A 16936-nucleotide genomic window follows, 5' to 3' on the forward strand; every position below is an offset into this window, starting at 1 on the left:
GGAGCAATTCGCTCCCTTCTTTTTTATGAACAATTTGGCTTCGCAGCGCCACTAGTAGGTAAGGTACGTATCTTGCCATTAAGATCTTGGATACGGGTACGGTGCGAGGGGTGAGTAGACAGTAGCTCTGGCGGCTGACTGCCACCGGAAGCCGCTGCCATATTTTTCCACAAACTAATACTTTCATTTGGGTTAAACCCGGCTTTCGCCATAAGCTCTAAGCCTACCATGTCGGCTTCAGACTCTTGAGTTCGGCCATAAGGAAGTAACACGCCATATTGAACGCCGAGCCCTAGTGCAGCCATGGTAGCTTGACGGTACTGGGCATATTCTGACGCCCCTAAAGCGACGCTGGTAATTTGCAAGCCCGTATTAGCGAGTTGCGATTGAGATAAGCGCTCGTTGCTGTGATCTGCCAGTACGTGTGCGATTTCGTGACCAATCACAGTCGCGAGCTGATCTTGATTTTTAGCCACTTTAAGCAGCCCTGTGTAAACACCAATTTTTCCGCCTGGGAGTGCAAACGCGTTAACTTGGTCACTCTCGAAAACCACCACTTCCCATTCACTAAATCCTGCTTGCTTAGGGACATACTGAGTAACACTTTTGGCAACACACTGAACGTAAGCGTTTGTGCGCTTGTCCTGACTGACTTTCTGCTGTTTCTTCATTTGCTCGAAAGACTGCGCACCAAGAGAACTCATATCTTGATCAGAGAAGAGCAGCAACTGATTTCGCCCTGTCGGTGATGAGCTGCATGCAGCCAAAGACATCGCCGACAACAGTAATGAAAATTTTAGGACATTTCGCATTGAATTCTCCGTTTCAACCACAATATTTGGCTAATGATAACATTAGGTTACAATATCTCTACCCAAACAATTCGGAAATGAATATGACCATCTGGAAACGTAGCATCGATTTAGAGCGTTTAAATGCGACGTCAAAAAACACCCTAATCGACCACCTAAATATAGTTTACACCGCGTTCGGTGACGACTTCATCGAAGCAAACATGCCAGTATGTCACTTCACTCACCAGCCATTGGGTATGTTACACGGCGGGGCATCTGTCGTACTGGCTGAGACATTAGGATCGGTTGCGGCCAACTTTTGTGTCGACAAAGAGAGCTACTGCGTAGGGCTAGATATCAACGCCAACCACGTCCGCTCTATGCGAGAGGGTCAAGTTATCGGTAGAGCGACACCAATCCATTTAGGCGTATCGACTCAAGTTTGGCAGATCAACATAACTGACGAGCGCGAAAGATTGGTTTGTACCAGTCGCTTGACCATCGCAGTTAAACGTAAACGAAATGCAAAACAGTCAATAAAGGCAGATTAACGTGGTCGTTGAGTTTAAAAGCGGAAAAATCATCGTTACGCCACATGAAATTGTCGTCAAGCTATTAGGCGAACACAGAGTCACTCTGCAGGCACACATTGACGCGATTCAATTGATTGGCCGTGGAGCTAATGTTATTGCGGCTAATGGCAGCGAAACCAAGTGGTCATTAAAACTTGATTCAGAGCAACAGCTTATAGACATCAGCAAAGAAGCCGGATTAGACATCCAATAGTCACTATTTATACTTGATTCTTGCCATCAAATAGGGAAACTAGCACTAACATCTTTTTAGTGAGATTTCCCCTTTATGAGCAGTCCACGACTTCGTGTTCAATTTGAAACCTTATTTGAGCATTACAAAGGCCAAGATTGTGGCGTACAGCTAGAAGAAATTACCGAGGTGCTTTTTTGTACCCGACGTAATGCCCGCATAGTACTCAATAAAATGGAAGAGGAGGGCTGGATCGAATGGCATCCTTCTCCCGGTCGTGGAAAGCTATCGCAATTAAACTTTAAACGCAGCCGCGCCGATGTAAGCGAAAACTTAGCACGACGCTATCTTGAAGAAGGGAAAATCGGTCAAGCGCTTAAGGTACTTGACCAAGACACCGCCAAGCTCGCCCAGGTCGTTGAAAGTTACTTAGGAGTCCAACATCAAGAAGGGCAACAAGTTGTTCGCCTACCATATTATCGCCAGCTTTCGATGCTCAATCCGAGAAAACCGATACGTCGCTCCGAGCTGCATATTGTGAGACAGGTGTTTAGTGGTTTAACTCGATTAGATGAAAACGATGAGCTGCAGCCGGATCTTGCCCACAGTTGGGAAAGGTTGAGCAGCACACATTGGCGCTTCTACATACGCCCAAGTGTACGTTTCCACAATGGTGACTTGTTGACGAGTGAGATTATTATCGAGTCACTTTGGTCGCTGAAAGACAAAAAGTTGTTTTCTCACCTTGTACACATCGAATCCCCAAGCCGCCACGTTATCGATATCAAATTAAACCGCTGCGACTACCGACTACCGCTTCTCTTATCTGAGTCGTGCGCAAAAATCCTACTGCCAAAGAGTAGTAGAGGCGAGGACTATGACGTATTTCCGATTGGCACCGGTCCATACAAAGTCACCCAAAACGATGAAAAACGGCTGGTATTACAAGCGTTTGATGGTTATTTTGGTTTTAGGCCATTACTAGACAGTATTGAAGTCTGGGTTATTGATGACGTTCATTCATCAATGGTCTTTCCAAGCCTAACGAGTCCAATCAAACCAGAAACTGGAACGTTCAGTGATGAGGTCGAGCTGGATCCTGGTTGCACCTATTTACTACTTAATCGACGCTCTGGTCTCGCAAAATCGGACGATTGGGCGAACTATTTCAGCCAACGTTTGGGAGCGTTAAATCTTTACCAACAGCTACCCCAAGATAAAGTCGTTGAATTAGGCGTGTTACCCGCCCACGGATTAAAACCAGGGTGGTACCATCATACTCGCCAAGGCACTTATACATCACCACCAGCCTATCGAAAGGTCACTATTGCCTATCATGCTGAACATCCGATGTTCCCAACCTTAGTTCAATGCATTGAAACTTTGCTTAAACAAGACAACTTAGAAGTTGAACTGGTGAAATACAATGTTTATGCACCTGATATTGACGACATTGATATCTGGGTGAAGCCAATGGGAATAGCGAACGATCGTGACGATGCCCTCGCAGGTTGGTTGTTGAATTACAGTGATATTTCTCAGTTTAGCCAAGACCGAGATTTCGATTATTGGACTAAAGTCGTACAAGATTGGCAATCAGATAAATCTGCTGCGTTTCCGGCAAAAGAGATTGGAAAGTCTCTAGTTGAACGAATGCAAATCATACCGATGTTTCACTGTTGGCTAGGGGTAAGTAAGGACCAATGTGGCTCGCTACAAAATGCAAAATGCAATGCACTGGGTTGGTTCGATTTCAGTCAGGTATGGATTAAGCCTGACAGCATAGATGGTAACTAAACATGGCCAAACCGAATAAGAAGCAACCGTCTAAAACTGTAAACATTTTTTGCGCAAAGTGTAAATTTCAGCTGTTTAAATACAGAAAGGGAGGCAAGGGCGCACTGGTAAAATGTTTTAAGGAACGAATCGTCGAAGATTACACGACTAAACCTTGCTTTTGCCCAAACTGTGGCATTGAGTTTGCTCGCGATACACTTGTTCGTGGTACACCAGCCTACAAAATAATCGGTGGAAAAGTATCCATGAAATAGCCCATTCGCAATATAATAAACTTAACAATTCATTTACACAGATTTGAAACGTTTGTTGTTGAAAATGGGCGCTAGAAGGACATTTTTGATCTCAGTCGATAAAAAACGTAAAAAAGTCGTTAATGGCTATCATTGTTTTTAAAGCTGTTAGAATATCCGCAGTTTCGATTCGGTTTTTCCAACAATTCAACAGGGGTCCACAATGGAGCTAGCTCTTATCATCGCTTTCATCGTCGCATCTGCCGTAATGGTTAAGAAAGAGATGGCAAGCTCAAAATAAGTCTTCATTCGCTACATTTTTTCTTATCTTTTTGTCGAATGAATTGTAAAAGCTCCCTTTTGGGGGCTTTTTTGTTTTCTAAGCTTCAGAGACTAAAAAAGCCAGCTAAATAGCTGGCTTTTGTCTTTCTGACGTTCAATTAAAAGTCATATTTCACAGAGATAGCAAAATTACGTTCTGCTTGAGTATTTTCTGGCAACAACTCTTCTTCGCCACGGATGTCGTTCCAACGGTAGTACTCTTTGTTTGCTACGTTGAACACACCACCACGGAGAGTTAAGTCTTTCATTGGCTTGTAGTATGCCGTGATATCTACAACTGTCACGCTTGGCAGCTCAACTTGATCTTCATTACCGCCATTTTCCTCATCTAGATTCATATCACCGCGAGATTTATTGGATGTGTAGTTAAACTTAACACTCGTACCCCAATTTGATGACGGTGCATCGTAATTCAGCCCCATTACAGCATTCCATGGGTTAATGCTGTTTAAAGGGTTGTTATTGCCATCTTCACCTTCGGAGTAGGCCAGAACGAAGTTAGATGAAACGCCTTCAGGTGCCCCTACTAGACGATCCCAACGGACGTTGTTAGAAAGCTCGACACCTTTAACTACTGCTGAATTCAAGTTAACGTTTGAGTAATAGCTGATAGTGTTTGGGCCGCTACCTTCTTTCCTAGTAACTACATTTTCGATAAAGTCGTCGTAATCGCTGTAGAACGCCGACACTTCGGTAAATGTCGCATTCGTTGTGTGACGATAACCTAATTCGTAAGATAGACTCTTCTCAGATTTTAGATCAGGGTTAGGTTCGTTGTAGTATTTATGAGCGGGGTTATCGTATGTGTAGAATAGTTCATCAAAAGATGGCGCACGAAAACCTTGGCTCACTTGACCAAAAACTGAGTGGTTTTGCGTAATGACATAATTAGCACCTAAGCGGCCCGTAAATGCTGAATCGGAAAACTTTTTAAGCTCTTCTGATTCGACCTTGCCAGGATCAGTAGAGAAGTGATCGTATCTAATGCCTGGAGTTACGGTTAGATCACCATCCAAGAACGTCATTTCGTCTTGGAAGAAGATGCCAAATTTTTGCTCTTTCGCTTTTGGTGTATAGACTAGAACCTGATCTGGTGTAGCCGCATCTGAGTTGTATTCTTTATTGGTGTTTTTAATATCACTGGTGGTAAAAGTTGCGCCATACACTAGATAGTGATTGTTCAACTCTTTATCAAGCTGAGTTTCAATCTCAAGCTTGTCTTCTTTATAGACGTAGTCTTTAGTCTGAAGGTTATCATTGTTTGGCGGGACATAAGGAGGGAATCCAGGACCAGCCGGCTTGAATCGCTTAGTTACACCATTTTCTTCTTTTTGCAGGTACGAAACTTTACTTGTAATCGAGTCTGCTATCGCCGATTCAGTAAACCAAATATGTTTAATCGCAAAACGGTTTTGCTTAGTAATGTCTTCAGAGTCGTATGAATCGTAAGAACCGTGGACAATTTCCGAGTCGACAGAGTCATCAATAAGCTCTGCAAGAAACTCGACCCTGTGATTATCATCAATTTGGTATTGCAGCTTAACTAGGAGGTTGTTTACGGCGCTATCTTGTGACTCTACCGCGTAATCAGTTAAATCAGCACGTTTGGCAAAGTTTTGCAGCTCTTCGCCATCACGTCTAGTAAAGGCAACTAAAGTCTCTAATTCACCGAATTGATTAGCTAGCGCAACATGCTCGCTGAAAGAGTTATCTTTTGAAGAGTAGGTGAGTTTAGCCTGACCACCGATGTCTTTGCCGTCTTTAAGGAAGTCTGCAGGGTCTTTAGTTTCGAATGCAACAACACCACCGATGGCGTCGCTACCATGTAGACTTGATGCCGCACCTTTAAGAATTTCAACACTCTTAAGCATGTCAGGATCAACAGTGATACCGCTTGAGTTAATAAATGAATAAGGGCCGCCGTCAAAATTCCCCGGCTGAGCAGAACCATCAACAAGGATCTTAACTCGCTTACCTTCCATACCACGAATGTTGATGGTTTGTGCACCTTGGCGTGAACTAGAGTTCATCGTGACACCCGGTGTATATTCAAACACATCATTGATATTAGTCGTAAGATTCTGTTCAATGTCTTCATCTGTAATCACGGTCACAGATGCAGATGTACTCTCTAATGTCTGTGAGGTACGTGTCGCCGATACAACGACTTCGTCAAAATATGAAGAATCTTCTGCATGGACAGGGGCGGTGAGCGCGACAATAATTGACGCTGACAATAAAGATCGCTTATACATCTTATTATTACCTTAAATCCTTGTTTTTGTGGTTTCGCTTTAAACGCACGGAATTCTATGGGATCTAAATGATAATTACTATTGTTTACATTACCAACATTGATTCGAATTTAACCTCATAAAGCACGGTAAAAACTAAAACTACTTAGAATACATATGGATAGGTGTTCTGTTAACAATTGTAAAGGTTCAAACCACTTACAATAAGTGTGACGAAGATCTAATTTATAAAATCCTTTATTTGAGGAGATTGTTAATTGTGCAAAGCCCAATTACGTTAGAAGCGCTTCATATCCTAGACGCTATTGATAGAAGGGGCAGCTTCGCAGCGGCAGCAAACGAGTTGGATCGTGCTCCGTCATCATTGAGTTACCAAATTCAAAAGCTCGAGCAAGACTTAGACATCATGATTTTCGACCGTTCAGGGCACAAAGCGAACTTTACCGAAGCGGGGAAACTGATTCTGGATACAGGTAGAACCATACTAGCGGCTACTCAAAAGCTGGTTAACGACGCCAGTGTTCTTGCCAATGGTTGGGAGCTTGACATTACGTTGGCTTACGATGGCATTATCCCAGTTGAAAATTTTTTCACGCTGGTTAACGAACTGAGTCAGGTCAGCTCTACCAGAATAAAACTGCAAGAGGAAATTCTCGCTGGGTGTTGGGAATCACTGAATGATGGACGTACCGATTTATTGGTATGTCCAAAAATCGACACTTTGCCACATGATGTAAAAGCAGAAGTCATTGGCGAGATGGAAATGATTTGGGTTGCAGCCTCGGATCATTACGTGCACAAGCGTGCGGGGGAGTTCGATGATCACGCGAGAGAGAAATATCGCGTCATTGCGATTGCCGATACCGCCAGAGAACAACCCCCAATTAGCGTAAACGTTACTCAAAAACAGCCTCGTTTAACCGTAACCAATTTCGCGGCTAAAGTTTCAGCGTTGCAGAGTGGCTTAGGGATAGGAACCTTACCGAAGCACTTGGCCACTCAATTGATAGAGAAGGGAGTGTTAAAACAGATAGACGGCAGTCAGGCTTATCCGATTGAGGTGATTTTGGCCTGGAAACGCAGCAAAATTGGTGAAGCCAAATCGTGGTGCATTCAATACTTAAAGAAAAACTTCCGCTCAAACGCTAGGATCTAAATGAATAAGGGAGCAAAGTGCTCCCTTTGTTGTAGCTAAAGACTAGAAGTCGTACTTGATTGATAGTGAGAAATTGCGAGATGCTTGGCTGTCTTCTCGATTCAACTCTTTATCTCCTCGAACGTCATTCCAACGGTAGTACTCTCTGTTGCCAACGTTGAAGATCCCGCCTCTTACGGTCACATCTTTGAACGGCTTGTAGTAGGCCGTTATATCCACAACACTTGCACTCGGCAGTTCAACTTGATCAGCAGTTCCACCATTTTCTTTGTCGGTATTAACATCACCTTTTGATTTGTTCGACGTGTAGTTGAACTTAATGCTCGAACCCCACAGACCATTTGGTGAGTCGTAGTTCAAACCCGCAACTGCATTCCAAGGGTTAATACTATTTAGAGGGTTGTTGTTACCATCTTTACCCTCTGTGTACGCAATTACAAAATTTGACGTGATACCTTGTGGAGCGGAGATAAGCTTGTGCCAATCGACTTGATTGCTTAGTTCCAATCCTTGAACTTCTGCTTTACCGATGTTGACTCGAGAGTAAAACGACCTCGCATCTCGACCTTCGCCAATCACATTGATCTTACGGGTTTCTATAAAGTTCTTGTAGTCGCTGTAAAAGCCAGACACTTCGGTATACGTTGAGTCAGTAGAATGACGTAGACCAAGTTCATAGGTAATACTCTCTTCAGATTTCAATCCTGGACTTGGTAAGTTGTAATACTTCCACGTTGGGTTGTCGTAAGTAAAGTAAAGCTCATTGAATGTCGGCGCTCTAAATCCTTGGCTCACTTGGCCAAACAATGTGTGATTGTCCGATAGTTTGTAGTTAGCACCAATTCGACTGGTAAAGGCTGAATCGGAAAAAACCTCAAACTCTTCAGCCAAGTTGTCACCTGGATCAGTTTTGAAATAGTCGTAACGAATCCCGGGAGTTAAAGTTAGTTGGCCTCCAGCTAAGCGAATCTCGTCTTGGAAGAATAACCCTAACGAATGCTCCTTCGCGTGTGGGGTATAGATAAACAGCTTATCGTCCGTTGCCGCGTCAGAGTTGTATTCTTGGTTGATGTTTGTGATATCACTGCTAGTCAGCGTTATCCCGTACACTAGCGAATGGTTGTTAAGCTCTTTGTCTAACTGGCTATCAAACTCTAGAATATCTTCTGTGTAGATGTAATCCTTAGTCTGCCAGTTATCTTTAGTCGGTAAACCTCCTGGCCTTCTCGAAGGCCCACCGGCTTGAAAACGTTTTGTGACGCCATTTTCGTCTTTTTGTAGGTAGGAGAGTCGGCTGGTCACGACGTCAGCAAATAGGGCATCACTTAGCCAAATATGCTTGATCGCGAATCGGTTTTGCTCTGTCGTATCTTGACCAGTAAACGGCTCGTAGCTTGAATGATAGATAATTGAATCATCTTCGTCTTTAATCAGCTCAGCTAACAGTTCTACACGATGTCCATCGTTGATTTGATATTGCAGTTTGACCAACAAGTTGTTAGCGCTACTGTCTTGAGACTCAACCGCGTAGTTTTCTAAGTCGCTCCGCTCAGTAAAGTTCTGTATCTCTTCTCCATCACGGCGAGTGAAGGCCACTAACGTTTCAAGATCGCCGAAGCGATTGGCAAGAGCCACATGCTCACTAAATGATTTGTCACGAGAAGAGTAGGTGAGTTTAGTATGTCCTGCGAACGTGTCGTCAGTGGTTAAGAAATCCGCGGGTGATTTAGTCTCAAAAGCAACGACGCCACCAATCGCATTGCTGCCATGCAGACTAGAAGCCGCCCCTTTGACTACCTCGACACTTTTCAGCATATCTGGGTCTACCGTGATGGCACTCGAATTAATAAAGCCGAGACGGCCGCTACCAAAATCACCGGGTTGAGAGGCACCATCAACAATGATCTTGACACGCTTGCCTTCCATACCACGGATATTGATCGTCTGCTCTCCTTGGCGAGCAGATGAATTGAATGTCACACCCGGCGTATAATCAAATACGCTGCCTAGGCTAGTGACTAAATTCTCTTCAAGTTGCTCATCAGTAACGACAGCCACAGAAGCTGACGTACTTTCTAAGGTTTGTGACGCTCTGTTGGCTGTCACGGTCACTTCGCTGAAAGTCGAAACATCTTGAGCATGAGTGGGGCCGATAAGTGCGCAAGCGATTGCTGCGGAAAGTAATGAACGTTTATTCATCTGAATATTACCTTAACTCTTTATTTTTATTGACGAGGGGATAAAGCGCTAAGGATGTTAATAAATACAAATGATAATGGATATCATTTGTATTTGTGCAAGTAATGTGAAATCGAATACATTTCACATTTATTGTTTAATAACAACAAGATAGAACTTTGTTACTATTTGTAATTATATCAATAGAAAACAAATTGCATCGATTAGGAAAAGGGCTGCCTGTAAAGATATGTTAAACAGCAGCCAGACTTCTAACTATTGAGTGGCAAGACCATATCCGCTACGCCATCTTCAAACTGCACATCGAGTTTGAAGCCCATTTTTTGCGCAAGCATTAACATGCCTCGGTTGGTCGGCATTGTCATACCTGACATCTGTCGAGTTCCCTTATGGCGGCAATAGTCGATCACTTTTTGCATTAATATACTGCCAAGCCCGAGCCCCTTGAGATCGGAACGAATCAATATTGCGAATTCCGCATCGGTGTTTTCCGGATTTATTAGTGCCCTCGACACACCAATGATTTGCAGCTCCGTGTCGGTTTGTCTCACGGCGACAAACGCCATTTCACGGTCGTAATCGATCTGAGTTAAGTTTGCCAAGGCTTCATGGTTGAACTCGCCAACATCGGTAAAGAATCGTTTGTAGAGATCTTCCTTCGAAACGTTATTAATGAAGTCAGCGTGTTTAGGTTCATCCTCGGGTAAAATAGGGCGAAGCAACACTTCTTCTCCGCTTTTTAAAGTGACAATTTCTTCGTATTCGACAGGGTAAGGTCTGATCGCAAGGCGTTGTTGGGCATCCCCCTCATATTGCCTAAGCACCAAATCGGCATCGAGAATGGTAAATGACTTACCATTCGCCAACACTGGATGTATATCCAGTTCATGTACTTGAGGGCAATCGACCACCATTTGCGATATTCGCACCAGTATTTCCGACAGTCCTTGAATGTCCATTGGTTCTGGTAATTTCTGGAGGCGAATCTTTCCATTCTTAATGGCTCTTACAATAAGATAACGTGCCAAAGCCATGTTTAACGGCGGCAGTGCAGAGGCGGCATCTAATGACTCATCCCATTCCGATCCCCCTTGACCAAGTAATATCACTGGGCCAAAGGTCTCGTCAGTTTTGACTTTAATGCGTATCTCTTCACCACCGGCAAGTTTTGCCATACCTTGGACTAAAAGGCCGTGGATATTGGCCGACGGGTAAGAGAGTTTTGCTCGATCAAGAATGGCCTCGGCGGCAGTAGCAACTTCGATACTGTTACGTTGATTTAGCATCACTCCCTGAATATCGGATTTGTGCGCAATATCGGGAGATCTCAATTTAACCGCAACTGGGTAACCGATCTGCTCGGCTACATGCACTGCTTCACTTGAATCTGAGGCGATCCAAGTGGGCAACACATCAAACTTGAAGTGCTTAAGAAAAGGTCCAATTTGATGGGTATCCAGTGATACTGTGTTTTTATCCAGCAACTTATCTTGAATCCATTTTTTAGCTTCATTAAGCTCTGTAATGTGAACCAACTCTGCGGTCGTTGGTGTTTCCATCAATTGTTTTTGGTTGCGTCTGTATTCAACCAAGTGCATGAAGGCAACCACAGCGCTTTCTGGCGTTCGATAGGTGGGAATGCCAGCTTGAGTAAAAATATGGCGAGCGGGTTTGGCCGTTAGTTCACCAGACCAATTAGTAAGAATGTTAAAGCGTTTGTGTCTAGGGTGAGCTTTAACGGCTTCAACAATCGCTTGTGCCGTTTGCTCTGACTGTGCAACCGCAGATGGACTATGCATGATAAGGATCGCGTCAGCACAATCTGTATCCATCACGGCGTTTAGCGTTTTTATATATCGGGTATGATCGGCGTCCCCAACCATATCAATAGGGTTCCCATAACTCCAACTCGCTGGCAAGACAGCGCTTAACGAGTCAATCGTCTCTTCGGAAAGCTCAGCCAGTTTGCCCCCTCGTTGCAATAATGTGTCTACCGCCATTATCGCAGGGCCACCGCCATTGGTTATGATTGCCAAACGTTCACCGCGAAGTGGGACCGAATGAGTTAACGTCTCAACCGCAGCAAATAGCTCGTGAGAATTATTTACTCTAAGCATACCGGTACGACGAATAGCCGAGTCATAAATGACGTCCAGAGTATCAGTGCCTCCCGTGTGCGCTTTCGCTGCTTTTCGTCCTGCTGCCGTTCTGCCGCCTTTAAGGACCAAAATGCGACGATTTCGTGAGGCTGCACGCGCTGCTGACATGAATCGGCGAGCGTCTTTAATTGTATCGACATAAAGAAGAATTGCTTCGGTGTGGGAATCGGTACTCAAGAAGTCGAGGAGGTCGGCAAAATCGATATCTAGAGCATTGCCTAAAGAGACAAACGCAGAAAAGCCGATATCTTTGTCGTTAGCCCAATCCAATATCGTGGTACACATCGCCGCGGATTGAGATATGAAGGCTATTTTACCTTTCTGTGCAGTCACTGGAGAAAACGAAGCGTTAAAATTCGCCCACGGTAGGATGATCCCTAAACTATTTGGCCCCAAAACACGCATGTCTGCCGCTTTGGCAATGGCAAGACACGCATCTTGAATACTTCCGCCATCCGTATCGGCAAGATGCATATCTGCGGATAGGACAATGACTGTTTTTACATTTTTAATCGCTAACTCACGGAAAAGTGCGACATTCCGTGAAGCGTTTGTGCAGATCACGGCAACATCTGGAACGACAGGAAGGTCAACGATAGAGCGGTAAGCTAAAACACCACAGACAGAAGAATACTTTGGTGTCACTGGCATGATTGCCCCTTCAAAGCCTCCTTGAAGTAAATTTTTCATTACGATATTACCGGCTCTCATCGCTTTGGAAGAAGCGCCGATGACAGCAACGGATTTAGGCTTGAGAAGGTGGGTTAGGTGACTCATACATAGACTCCAGCTGTGGCTCTAGCTAAATCGTATCTGAGCCCAACACAGATTGCTGGATAGTTTTGACGTTGTTTTAATCAGATCACTTACGAACAATTAGACTTTGTGCCTTGTGTCACAGAGTATTGATATATAATTAGAATGTTGGGTTGATTCTGATTCACTCTAACGGCATGATTTACAGTAATTTCACGTTAAGGCATTTGAAAACTTCATGAAAAAAATAGCAATTGTTGGTTTGTCTGCTCTGCTTAGCGCTTGTGTTTCCAGTGACTATGTTACTGACGTCAGCTCTGAAAGCTACCGAGAAGACTACAAAATGGCCAAAGTTGAACAACCCGTAGTCTCTCAACAAAAAGTCTCTGAAATGATTACAGAAGACAATGTTGAAGCGAATGTTGTCAAAATGACTCCGGCCACTAAGCAACCTAAAGCGAAACCTGCGGTTGCTATCACGCCTCCGAGTGCAAAACAGAAAGCAATGAACTCTCGCTATGGTTTCACGATTCAAGTTGTCGCTGTTGGTTCTCAAACAAAAGTGGATCAATTTGCACGCAAGTTACCACGTGGCGAGCAACCAATTTGGGAAAACTACAAACTGGTTAACGGAACGAAGTGGTACACGGTCCTTTATGGTGATTACGCCACTCGAACCGATGCGAAACAAGCTATTTCTGAGCTTCCGGCTGAGTTCCAGTCTCTGAAACCATTCGTGAAAAGCATTGACTCCATTAAAAACTCTGAGTATCCAACACTCAACAAGTTAAACTAATGAATAGAAGGGGCCCACAGCCCCTTTTTTATGACCAAATCTTGTCCAATCGGACACAATCCTGATACAGCATACGGGAATTCCGTGTATATTCATTAGGATTTGTTTATCATCAACCAATACTTCTGTTGTATCACGGAAAGATCCTTTAATGACTAATACGACAATACTCCTAATTTGTGGTGGCGGCTCATCCGAGCATGAAGTGTCACTACTTTCAGCCAATTTCATTCAGTCGCAGCTTGAGCTTAATCCTAATTTCAATGTTGTCCGCGTTGAAATGAAATCAGATGGTTGGTACACCGCTGATGGAACATTAGCCTATTTAGATACCAACTCTGGAACGCTAAATACCGATAACGCATCCATCAAACTAGACTTTGTCGTCCCTTGTATTCACGGCTACCCAGGGGAAACTGGTGACATTCAGTCAATGCTCGAGCTCTCTGCCATTCCATACTTAGGCTGTGGCCCAGAGGCAAGTACCAACAGTTTCAATAAAATTACGTCTAAGCTATGGTACGACGCGCTAGGTATTCCAAATACTCCTTATGTATTTTTGTCTTCCAATGATGCGCAAGCACTGGACGCGGCAGAGAAAGCTTTTGAGAAGTGGGGAGCAATATTTGTCAAGGCTGCAAGACAAGGCTCATCTGTAGGGTGTTACAAGGTAACAAACGTATCCGACATCCAACAGGCTCTTGATGATGCTTTTAGTTACTCAGACCAAGTTCTTATTGAACAAGCGGTCAAACCAAGAGAACTGGAAGTCGCGGCGTACGAATTTGAAGGTAAGCTGTATGTTTCTAAACCAGGAGAAATTAAAGCGCCAGAAGATGCGTTTTACACATATGAAGAGAAGTACAGTTCAAGTAGTCATTCAACGACAGACGTTGAGGCGACCAATTTGACCGAAGCTCAGTTAGAAACCATTCGCGTAAGCTCGGAGAAAGTCTTCACGCAAATGAAGCTTCGTCACCTGTCGCGAATCGACTTTTTCTTAACACCGGAAGGCGATATCTATCTAAACGAAGTCAATACCTTCCCGGGCATGACTCCAATTTCGATGTTCCCTAAAATGTTAGAGCACAATGGACATAGCTTTTCAGAATTCTTAGCAGATTGCGTTCGTCGCTCAATCTAACTAATGGGCTTAAACCGTTTAAATACCATTCTCTCAGTGTCTGCCATCGCTTTGTTACCTATATATTGATAAGGCATGGCAGCACTTAACCAGCGACCTCTTTGCTGGATATCTCTCACTTTAACTCCTGCTTTTGCGAGCTCCTTCGCAGCACCAACTCTAAGAGACTGGCCGGAAAACTTAACTGGTAAATCTAATACGTCGCTTGCATAACGTAACGCGCGATAGATGGAAGAATCATCGAGCCGATTTTCGCTAATATTCCCGTGCTTATCGATCGCGGAGAATAACCAACTCGTGGCAGTTCTTACAGCCAACCATTTAGACAAGCAACTTTGAGCTTGTGAGGATAGGGCAATCGACTGTTCTCCTATATTAAGGAAAACAACATCGTTCCTTTCGTCTAAATCAGAAATAGTCAAATCCCGCAATTCTGATCGCTTAAGCATGCCTTCGAACATTAGGTGGTACATAGCAAGGTTACGAATATCTCTAGAATGTTTAGAACCCGTAAGCAAATTCGTTAGTTCGTCTAGATGTTCGCGGGCAAACGCAACCGTCGCGTTAGCATCGCCTTTTTTGTCTAGCCTTAGTTTCGCGACGGCAAGTTTTACGCCTGATGAGGCTGTTGGATCTGGCAATCTAAGAATGCGATGAAACAAAGAGATAGTGACCACGTAACGCTTCACTGTAGAATATTTGCGCTGCGCTGCTTCCTTTTCAATAAACAAACGCACGGCCGTAGAAGAAGCGGGTAGCGGTGAAACACTTTTGCTTTTACAAAAGTCGATAAATAGATTCCAATCCTTTGTCATCGCAAGTAATGAGTTACGAGCATATTGATTGGCCGTCAGAAAGTTGACTTGCTCTAAAGTCGCGTTGTTAGCAAATTGATTAATCAGTTGTTTTTTTTCCGTTTCACAACTGACTTCACGTATTTTTTTTCGCATTCTGAGGCACTATAACCATGAAAATTCAGATAAATATACTTGATAATGAAAGATATACAATTATTATTAAATTAATCCAATAAGATGAAAAGATAACTATGGCTGCTGCGACTTATCGAGGGTTTACCCTCAAAACGGCTGGAACTTCGACAGATGTTTGGCAAGTTCAAATAAAGAAACACGTACTGTCTGGGAATATGGCAGCTGTAAAGAAGAGCATCGATTGGTTCTGTGATACCGCGACAATCATCGATCCTAAAGAGTTCAGTTCGCTTGAGGCAAAAAAGGCTTCGGAAGGCAAACCCGCTCAAGAAAACTTTAACGGCTATACTATTAAAAACGACACTGGCGACGTAAACGGATGGTACTGTTTTTTCTAACGGACGCCTAATTAAAGGCGGTAAACTTGCTATTCAGAAGCATATAGAGGCATACTTGCTCGCTAAGCAAAAAGCTGAACAGCAACAGAAGAAGTAAAACGTAATGACTCTTGTATATTCTACAGACGTAGGTCGAATCAAACCTGAAGAAGAACAAGTCGAACGCCCTAAAGGTGACGGCATTGTTCGCATCCAACGCCAGACTAAAGGCCGTAAAGGCAAAGGTGTAAGTATCGTTACTGGCCTCGACCTGGACGACGCGCCACTTAAGTTAATCGCAGCAGAGCTAAAGAAAGTGTGTGGGTGCGGTGGTTCAGTTAAAGACGGAACGATCGAAATTCAAGGTGACGCGAGAGACAAAATCAAAGCGCACTTAGAGAAAAAAGGATTCACAGTAAAACTCGCCGGAGGCTAAACCTAATCGCAGCTTTGTTAATCTCTGATTATCAAACTGACTATTAGGTATTTTATGGTAAATCAAGTTATGGTTAATACCGCGCGAATCACCATTAATAACTGTTGAAGAAGGATAGAACACCGAGTTGCTCTATCTTTTGTCATAACCCATTTAACATAACGTACATAATGCGCACTGGACTTGTAGGCACAATTTAGTAATGTTCGTTACGATCTAGCTAAAGTTTCTCCGTATCGGCGTTAACCACTTCGCGTTGTATGTGGCTGTCGAATATAGCCATGGATTACTTCTATTAAATTTCCCCACGCGTACTTAACGACATGTTAAAAGTCGTCTATAGCTAGTTACACGAATGAAATGCGTGTGATCTTCATATGGCACGAACATTAAGCCCCAACATGATGAACTACGACTAGCCATGAAAAATTTTCCGACTACCTTGCTTACCGTGCTTTTGGGGTTTCGCCACGACTTAAATAGACGAGCTCCCAACGCATGTCAATCTAACAAATGCGCGCCTTTTCTCGCGACCAGCCCGGGGGTCGGCTTCTTTGCTGTGATTCAACATCTTTCTATTGTGACGTGGTAACTTAAAAGACTCGCACCTCGCGATTGGCTATTTGTCATAAATCGATCAGTTTATTGGCTACAGCTTCGAACAACGTGACCCAAGTCTAAAAGCCAACTCATTTCCCATTCACTCTCGTTTCTTCGGTGACATGATCACACTACAGAACAAATAACTACGTGATAGTAAGCACTTGCAGACCGGACTTACGAATCTGTAATTTA

13 protein-coding genes and 1 pseudogene are annotated in these 16936 nt (G+C 43.7%); 9 read left to right on the forward strand and 5 right to left on the reverse strand.

What is annotated here, in order from left to right; translation table 11 throughout:
* Window positions 1–23: 23 nt before the first annotated feature.
* Window positions 24–812 carry a M48 family metallopeptidase gene (locus tag RH45_RS08360; RefSeq protein ID WP_008076025.1) on the reverse strand — a complete coding sequence of 263 codons (789 nt, stop codon included), beginning with the start codon at window positions 810–812 and terminating at the stop codon, window positions 24–26.
* Between the two features lie 83 nt (window positions 813–895).
* Between RH45_RS08360 and RH45_RS08365 the strand changes: the two genes are divergently transcribed.
* The 4 genes from RH45_RS08365 to RH45_RS08380 all read left to right on the forward strand — a co-directional run bounded on the left by RH45_RS08365 (window position 896) and on the right by RH45_RS08380 (window position 3610).
* Entirely contained in the window at window positions 896–1345 is a 450-nt protein-coding gene (locus RH45_RS08365) for a hotdog fold thioesterase (protein ID WP_008076026.1), read from the forward strand.
* A gap of 1 nt (window position 1346) precedes the next feature.
* Window positions 1347–1580 carry a DUF3389 domain-containing protein gene (locus tag RH45_RS08370; protein ID WP_008076028.1) on the forward strand — a complete coding sequence of 78 codons (234 nt, stop codon included), beginning with the start codon at window positions 1347–1349 and terminating at the stop codon, window positions 1578–1580.
* A 75-nt stretch (window positions 1581–1655) separates the two neighbouring features.
* Window positions 1656–3356 (forward strand): SgrR family transcriptional regulator, encoded by a 1701-nt coding sequence (locus RH45_RS08375; RefSeq protein ID WP_008076030.1) that lies wholly within the window; start codon window positions 1656–1658, stop codon window positions 3354–3356.
* Between the two features lie 2 nt (window positions 3357–3358).
* Window positions 3359–3610, forward strand: coding sequence for a hypothetical protein (locus RH45_RS08380; RefSeq protein ID WP_008076032.1), 252 nt, complete (start codon window positions 3359–3361; stop codon window positions 3608–3610).
* A 419-nt stretch (window positions 3611–4029) separates the two neighbouring features.
* On the opposite strand, the gene RH45_RS08385 is transcribed toward RH45_RS08380, so the two are convergent.
* Window positions 4030–6186, reverse strand: coding sequence for a TonB-dependent hemoglobin/transferrin/lactoferrin family receptor (locus RH45_RS08385; protein ID WP_008076035.1), 2157 nt, complete (start codon window positions 6184–6186; stop codon window positions 4030–4032).
* A 259-nt stretch (window positions 6187–6445) separates the two neighbouring features.
* Between RH45_RS08385 and RH45_RS08390 the strand changes: the two genes are divergently transcribed.
* Window positions 6446–7342: a LysR family transcriptional regulator gene (locus RH45_RS08390; protein ID WP_008076036.1), complete on the forward strand. Its 897-nt coding sequence runs from the start codon at window positions 6446–6448 to the stop codon at window positions 7340–7342.
* Between the two features lie 42 nt (window positions 7343–7384).
* Here the strand turns inward: RH45_RS08390 and RH45_RS08395 are convergent, their stop codons facing one another.
* Both RH45_RS08395 and RH45_RS08400 read right to left on the reverse strand, forming a co-directional pair.
* Window positions 7385–9541, reverse strand: coding sequence for a TonB-dependent hemoglobin/transferrin/lactoferrin family receptor (locus RH45_RS08395; protein WP_008076038.1), 2157 nt, complete (start codon window positions 9539–9541; stop codon window positions 7385–7387).
* Between the two features lie 251 nt (window positions 9542–9792).
* Window positions 9793–12477: a bifunctional acetate--CoA ligase family protein/GNAT family N-acetyltransferase gene (locus RH45_RS08400; RefSeq protein ID WP_008076040.1), complete on the reverse strand. Its 2685-nt coding sequence runs from the start codon at window positions 12475–12477 to the stop codon at window positions 9793–9795.
* Between the two features lie 217 nt (window positions 12478–12694).
* On the opposite strand from RH45_RS08400, the gene RH45_RS08405 reads away from it, so the two are divergent.
* Together RH45_RS08405 and RH45_RS08410 are read left to right on the forward strand one after the other, a co-directional pair.
* The gene (locus tag RH45_RS08405) at window positions 12695–13252 is read left to right on the forward strand and encodes an SPOR domain-containing protein (RefSeq protein WP_008076042.1); all 558 of its coding nucleotides are present in this window, start codon (window positions 12695–12697) and stop codon (window positions 13250–13252) included.
* Between the two features lie 151 nt (window positions 13253–13403).
* Window positions 13404–14396, forward strand: a complete 993-nt coding sequence (locus RH45_RS08410) for a D-alanine--D-alanine ligase (protein WP_008076049.1) — start codon at window positions 13404–13406, stop codon at window positions 14394–14396.
* Here RH45_RS08410 and RH45_RS08415 read toward each other — a convergent pair.
* A complete protein-coding gene (locus RH45_RS08415) occupies window positions 14393–15346 on the reverse strand; it encodes a tyrosine-type recombinase/integrase (protein ID WP_008076051.1) in 954 nt (317 codons plus the stop codon). The genes RH45_RS08410 and RH45_RS08415 overlap by 4 nt on opposite strands.
* A 98-nt stretch (window positions 15347–15444) precedes the next feature.
* Between RH45_RS08415 and RH45_RS08420 the strand changes: the two are divergent.
* A pseudogene (locus RH45_RS08420) lies at window positions 15445–15823 on the forward strand (DUF3319 domain-containing protein).
* Between the two features lie 6 nt (window positions 15824–15829).
* Window positions 15830–16141 carry a stress response translation initiation inhibitor YciH gene (gene yciH, locus RH45_RS08425; protein WP_008076054.1) on the forward strand — a complete coding sequence of 104 codons (312 nt, stop codon included), beginning with the start codon at window positions 15830–15832 and terminating at the stop codon, window positions 16139–16141.
* Window positions 16142–16936: the final 795 nt, after the last annotated feature.

The organism is Vibrio sinaloensis DSM 21326 (assembly GCF_000189275.1).
Classification (GTDB): Bacteria; Pseudomonadota; Gammaproteobacteria; order Enterobacterales; family Vibrionaceae; genus Vibrio; species Vibrio sinaloensis.

Coding starts and splice junctions, on each gene's coding strand:
- RH45_RS08360 (WP_008076025.1), bottom strand. CDS start 812: ATGCGAAATGTCCTAAAATTTTCATTACTGTTGTCGGCGATGTCTTTG.
- RH45_RS08365 (WP_008076026.1), top strand. CDS start 896: ATGACCATCTGGAAACGTAGCATCGATTTAGAGCGTTTAAATGCGACG.
- RH45_RS08375 (WP_008076030.1), top strand. CDS start 1,656: ATGAGCAGTCCACGACTTCGTGTTCAATTTGAAACCTTATTTGAGCAT.
- RH45_RS08380 (WP_008076032.1), top strand. CDS start 3,359: ATGGCCAAACCGAATAAGAAGCAACCGTCTAAAACTGTAAACATTTTT.
- RH45_RS08385 (WP_008076035.1), bottom strand. CDS start 6,186: ATGTATAAGCGATCTTTATTGTCAGCGTCAATTATTGTCGCGCTCACC.
- RH45_RS08395 (WP_008076038.1), bottom strand. CDS start 9,541: ATGAATAAACGTTCATTACTTTCCGCAGCAATCGCTTGCGCACTTATC.
- RH45_RS08400 (WP_008076040.1), bottom strand. CDS start 12,477: ATGAGTCACCTAACCCACCTTCTCAAGCCTAAATCCGTTGCTGTCATC.
- RH45_RS08405 (WP_008076042.1), top strand. CDS start 12,695: ATGAAAAAAATAGCAATTGTTGGTTTGTCTGCTCTGCTTAGCGCTTGT.
- RH45_RS08410 (WP_008076049.1), top strand. CDS start 13,404: ATGACTAATACGACAATACTCCTAATTTGTGGTGGCGGCTCATCCGAG.
- RH45_RS08415 (WP_008076051.1), bottom strand. CDS start 15,346: ATGCGAAAAAAAATACGTGAAGTCAGTTGTGAAACGGAAAAAAAACAA.
- yciH (WP_008076054.1), top strand. CDS start 15,830: ATGACTCTTGTATATTCTACAGACGTAGGTCGAATCAAACCTGAAGAA.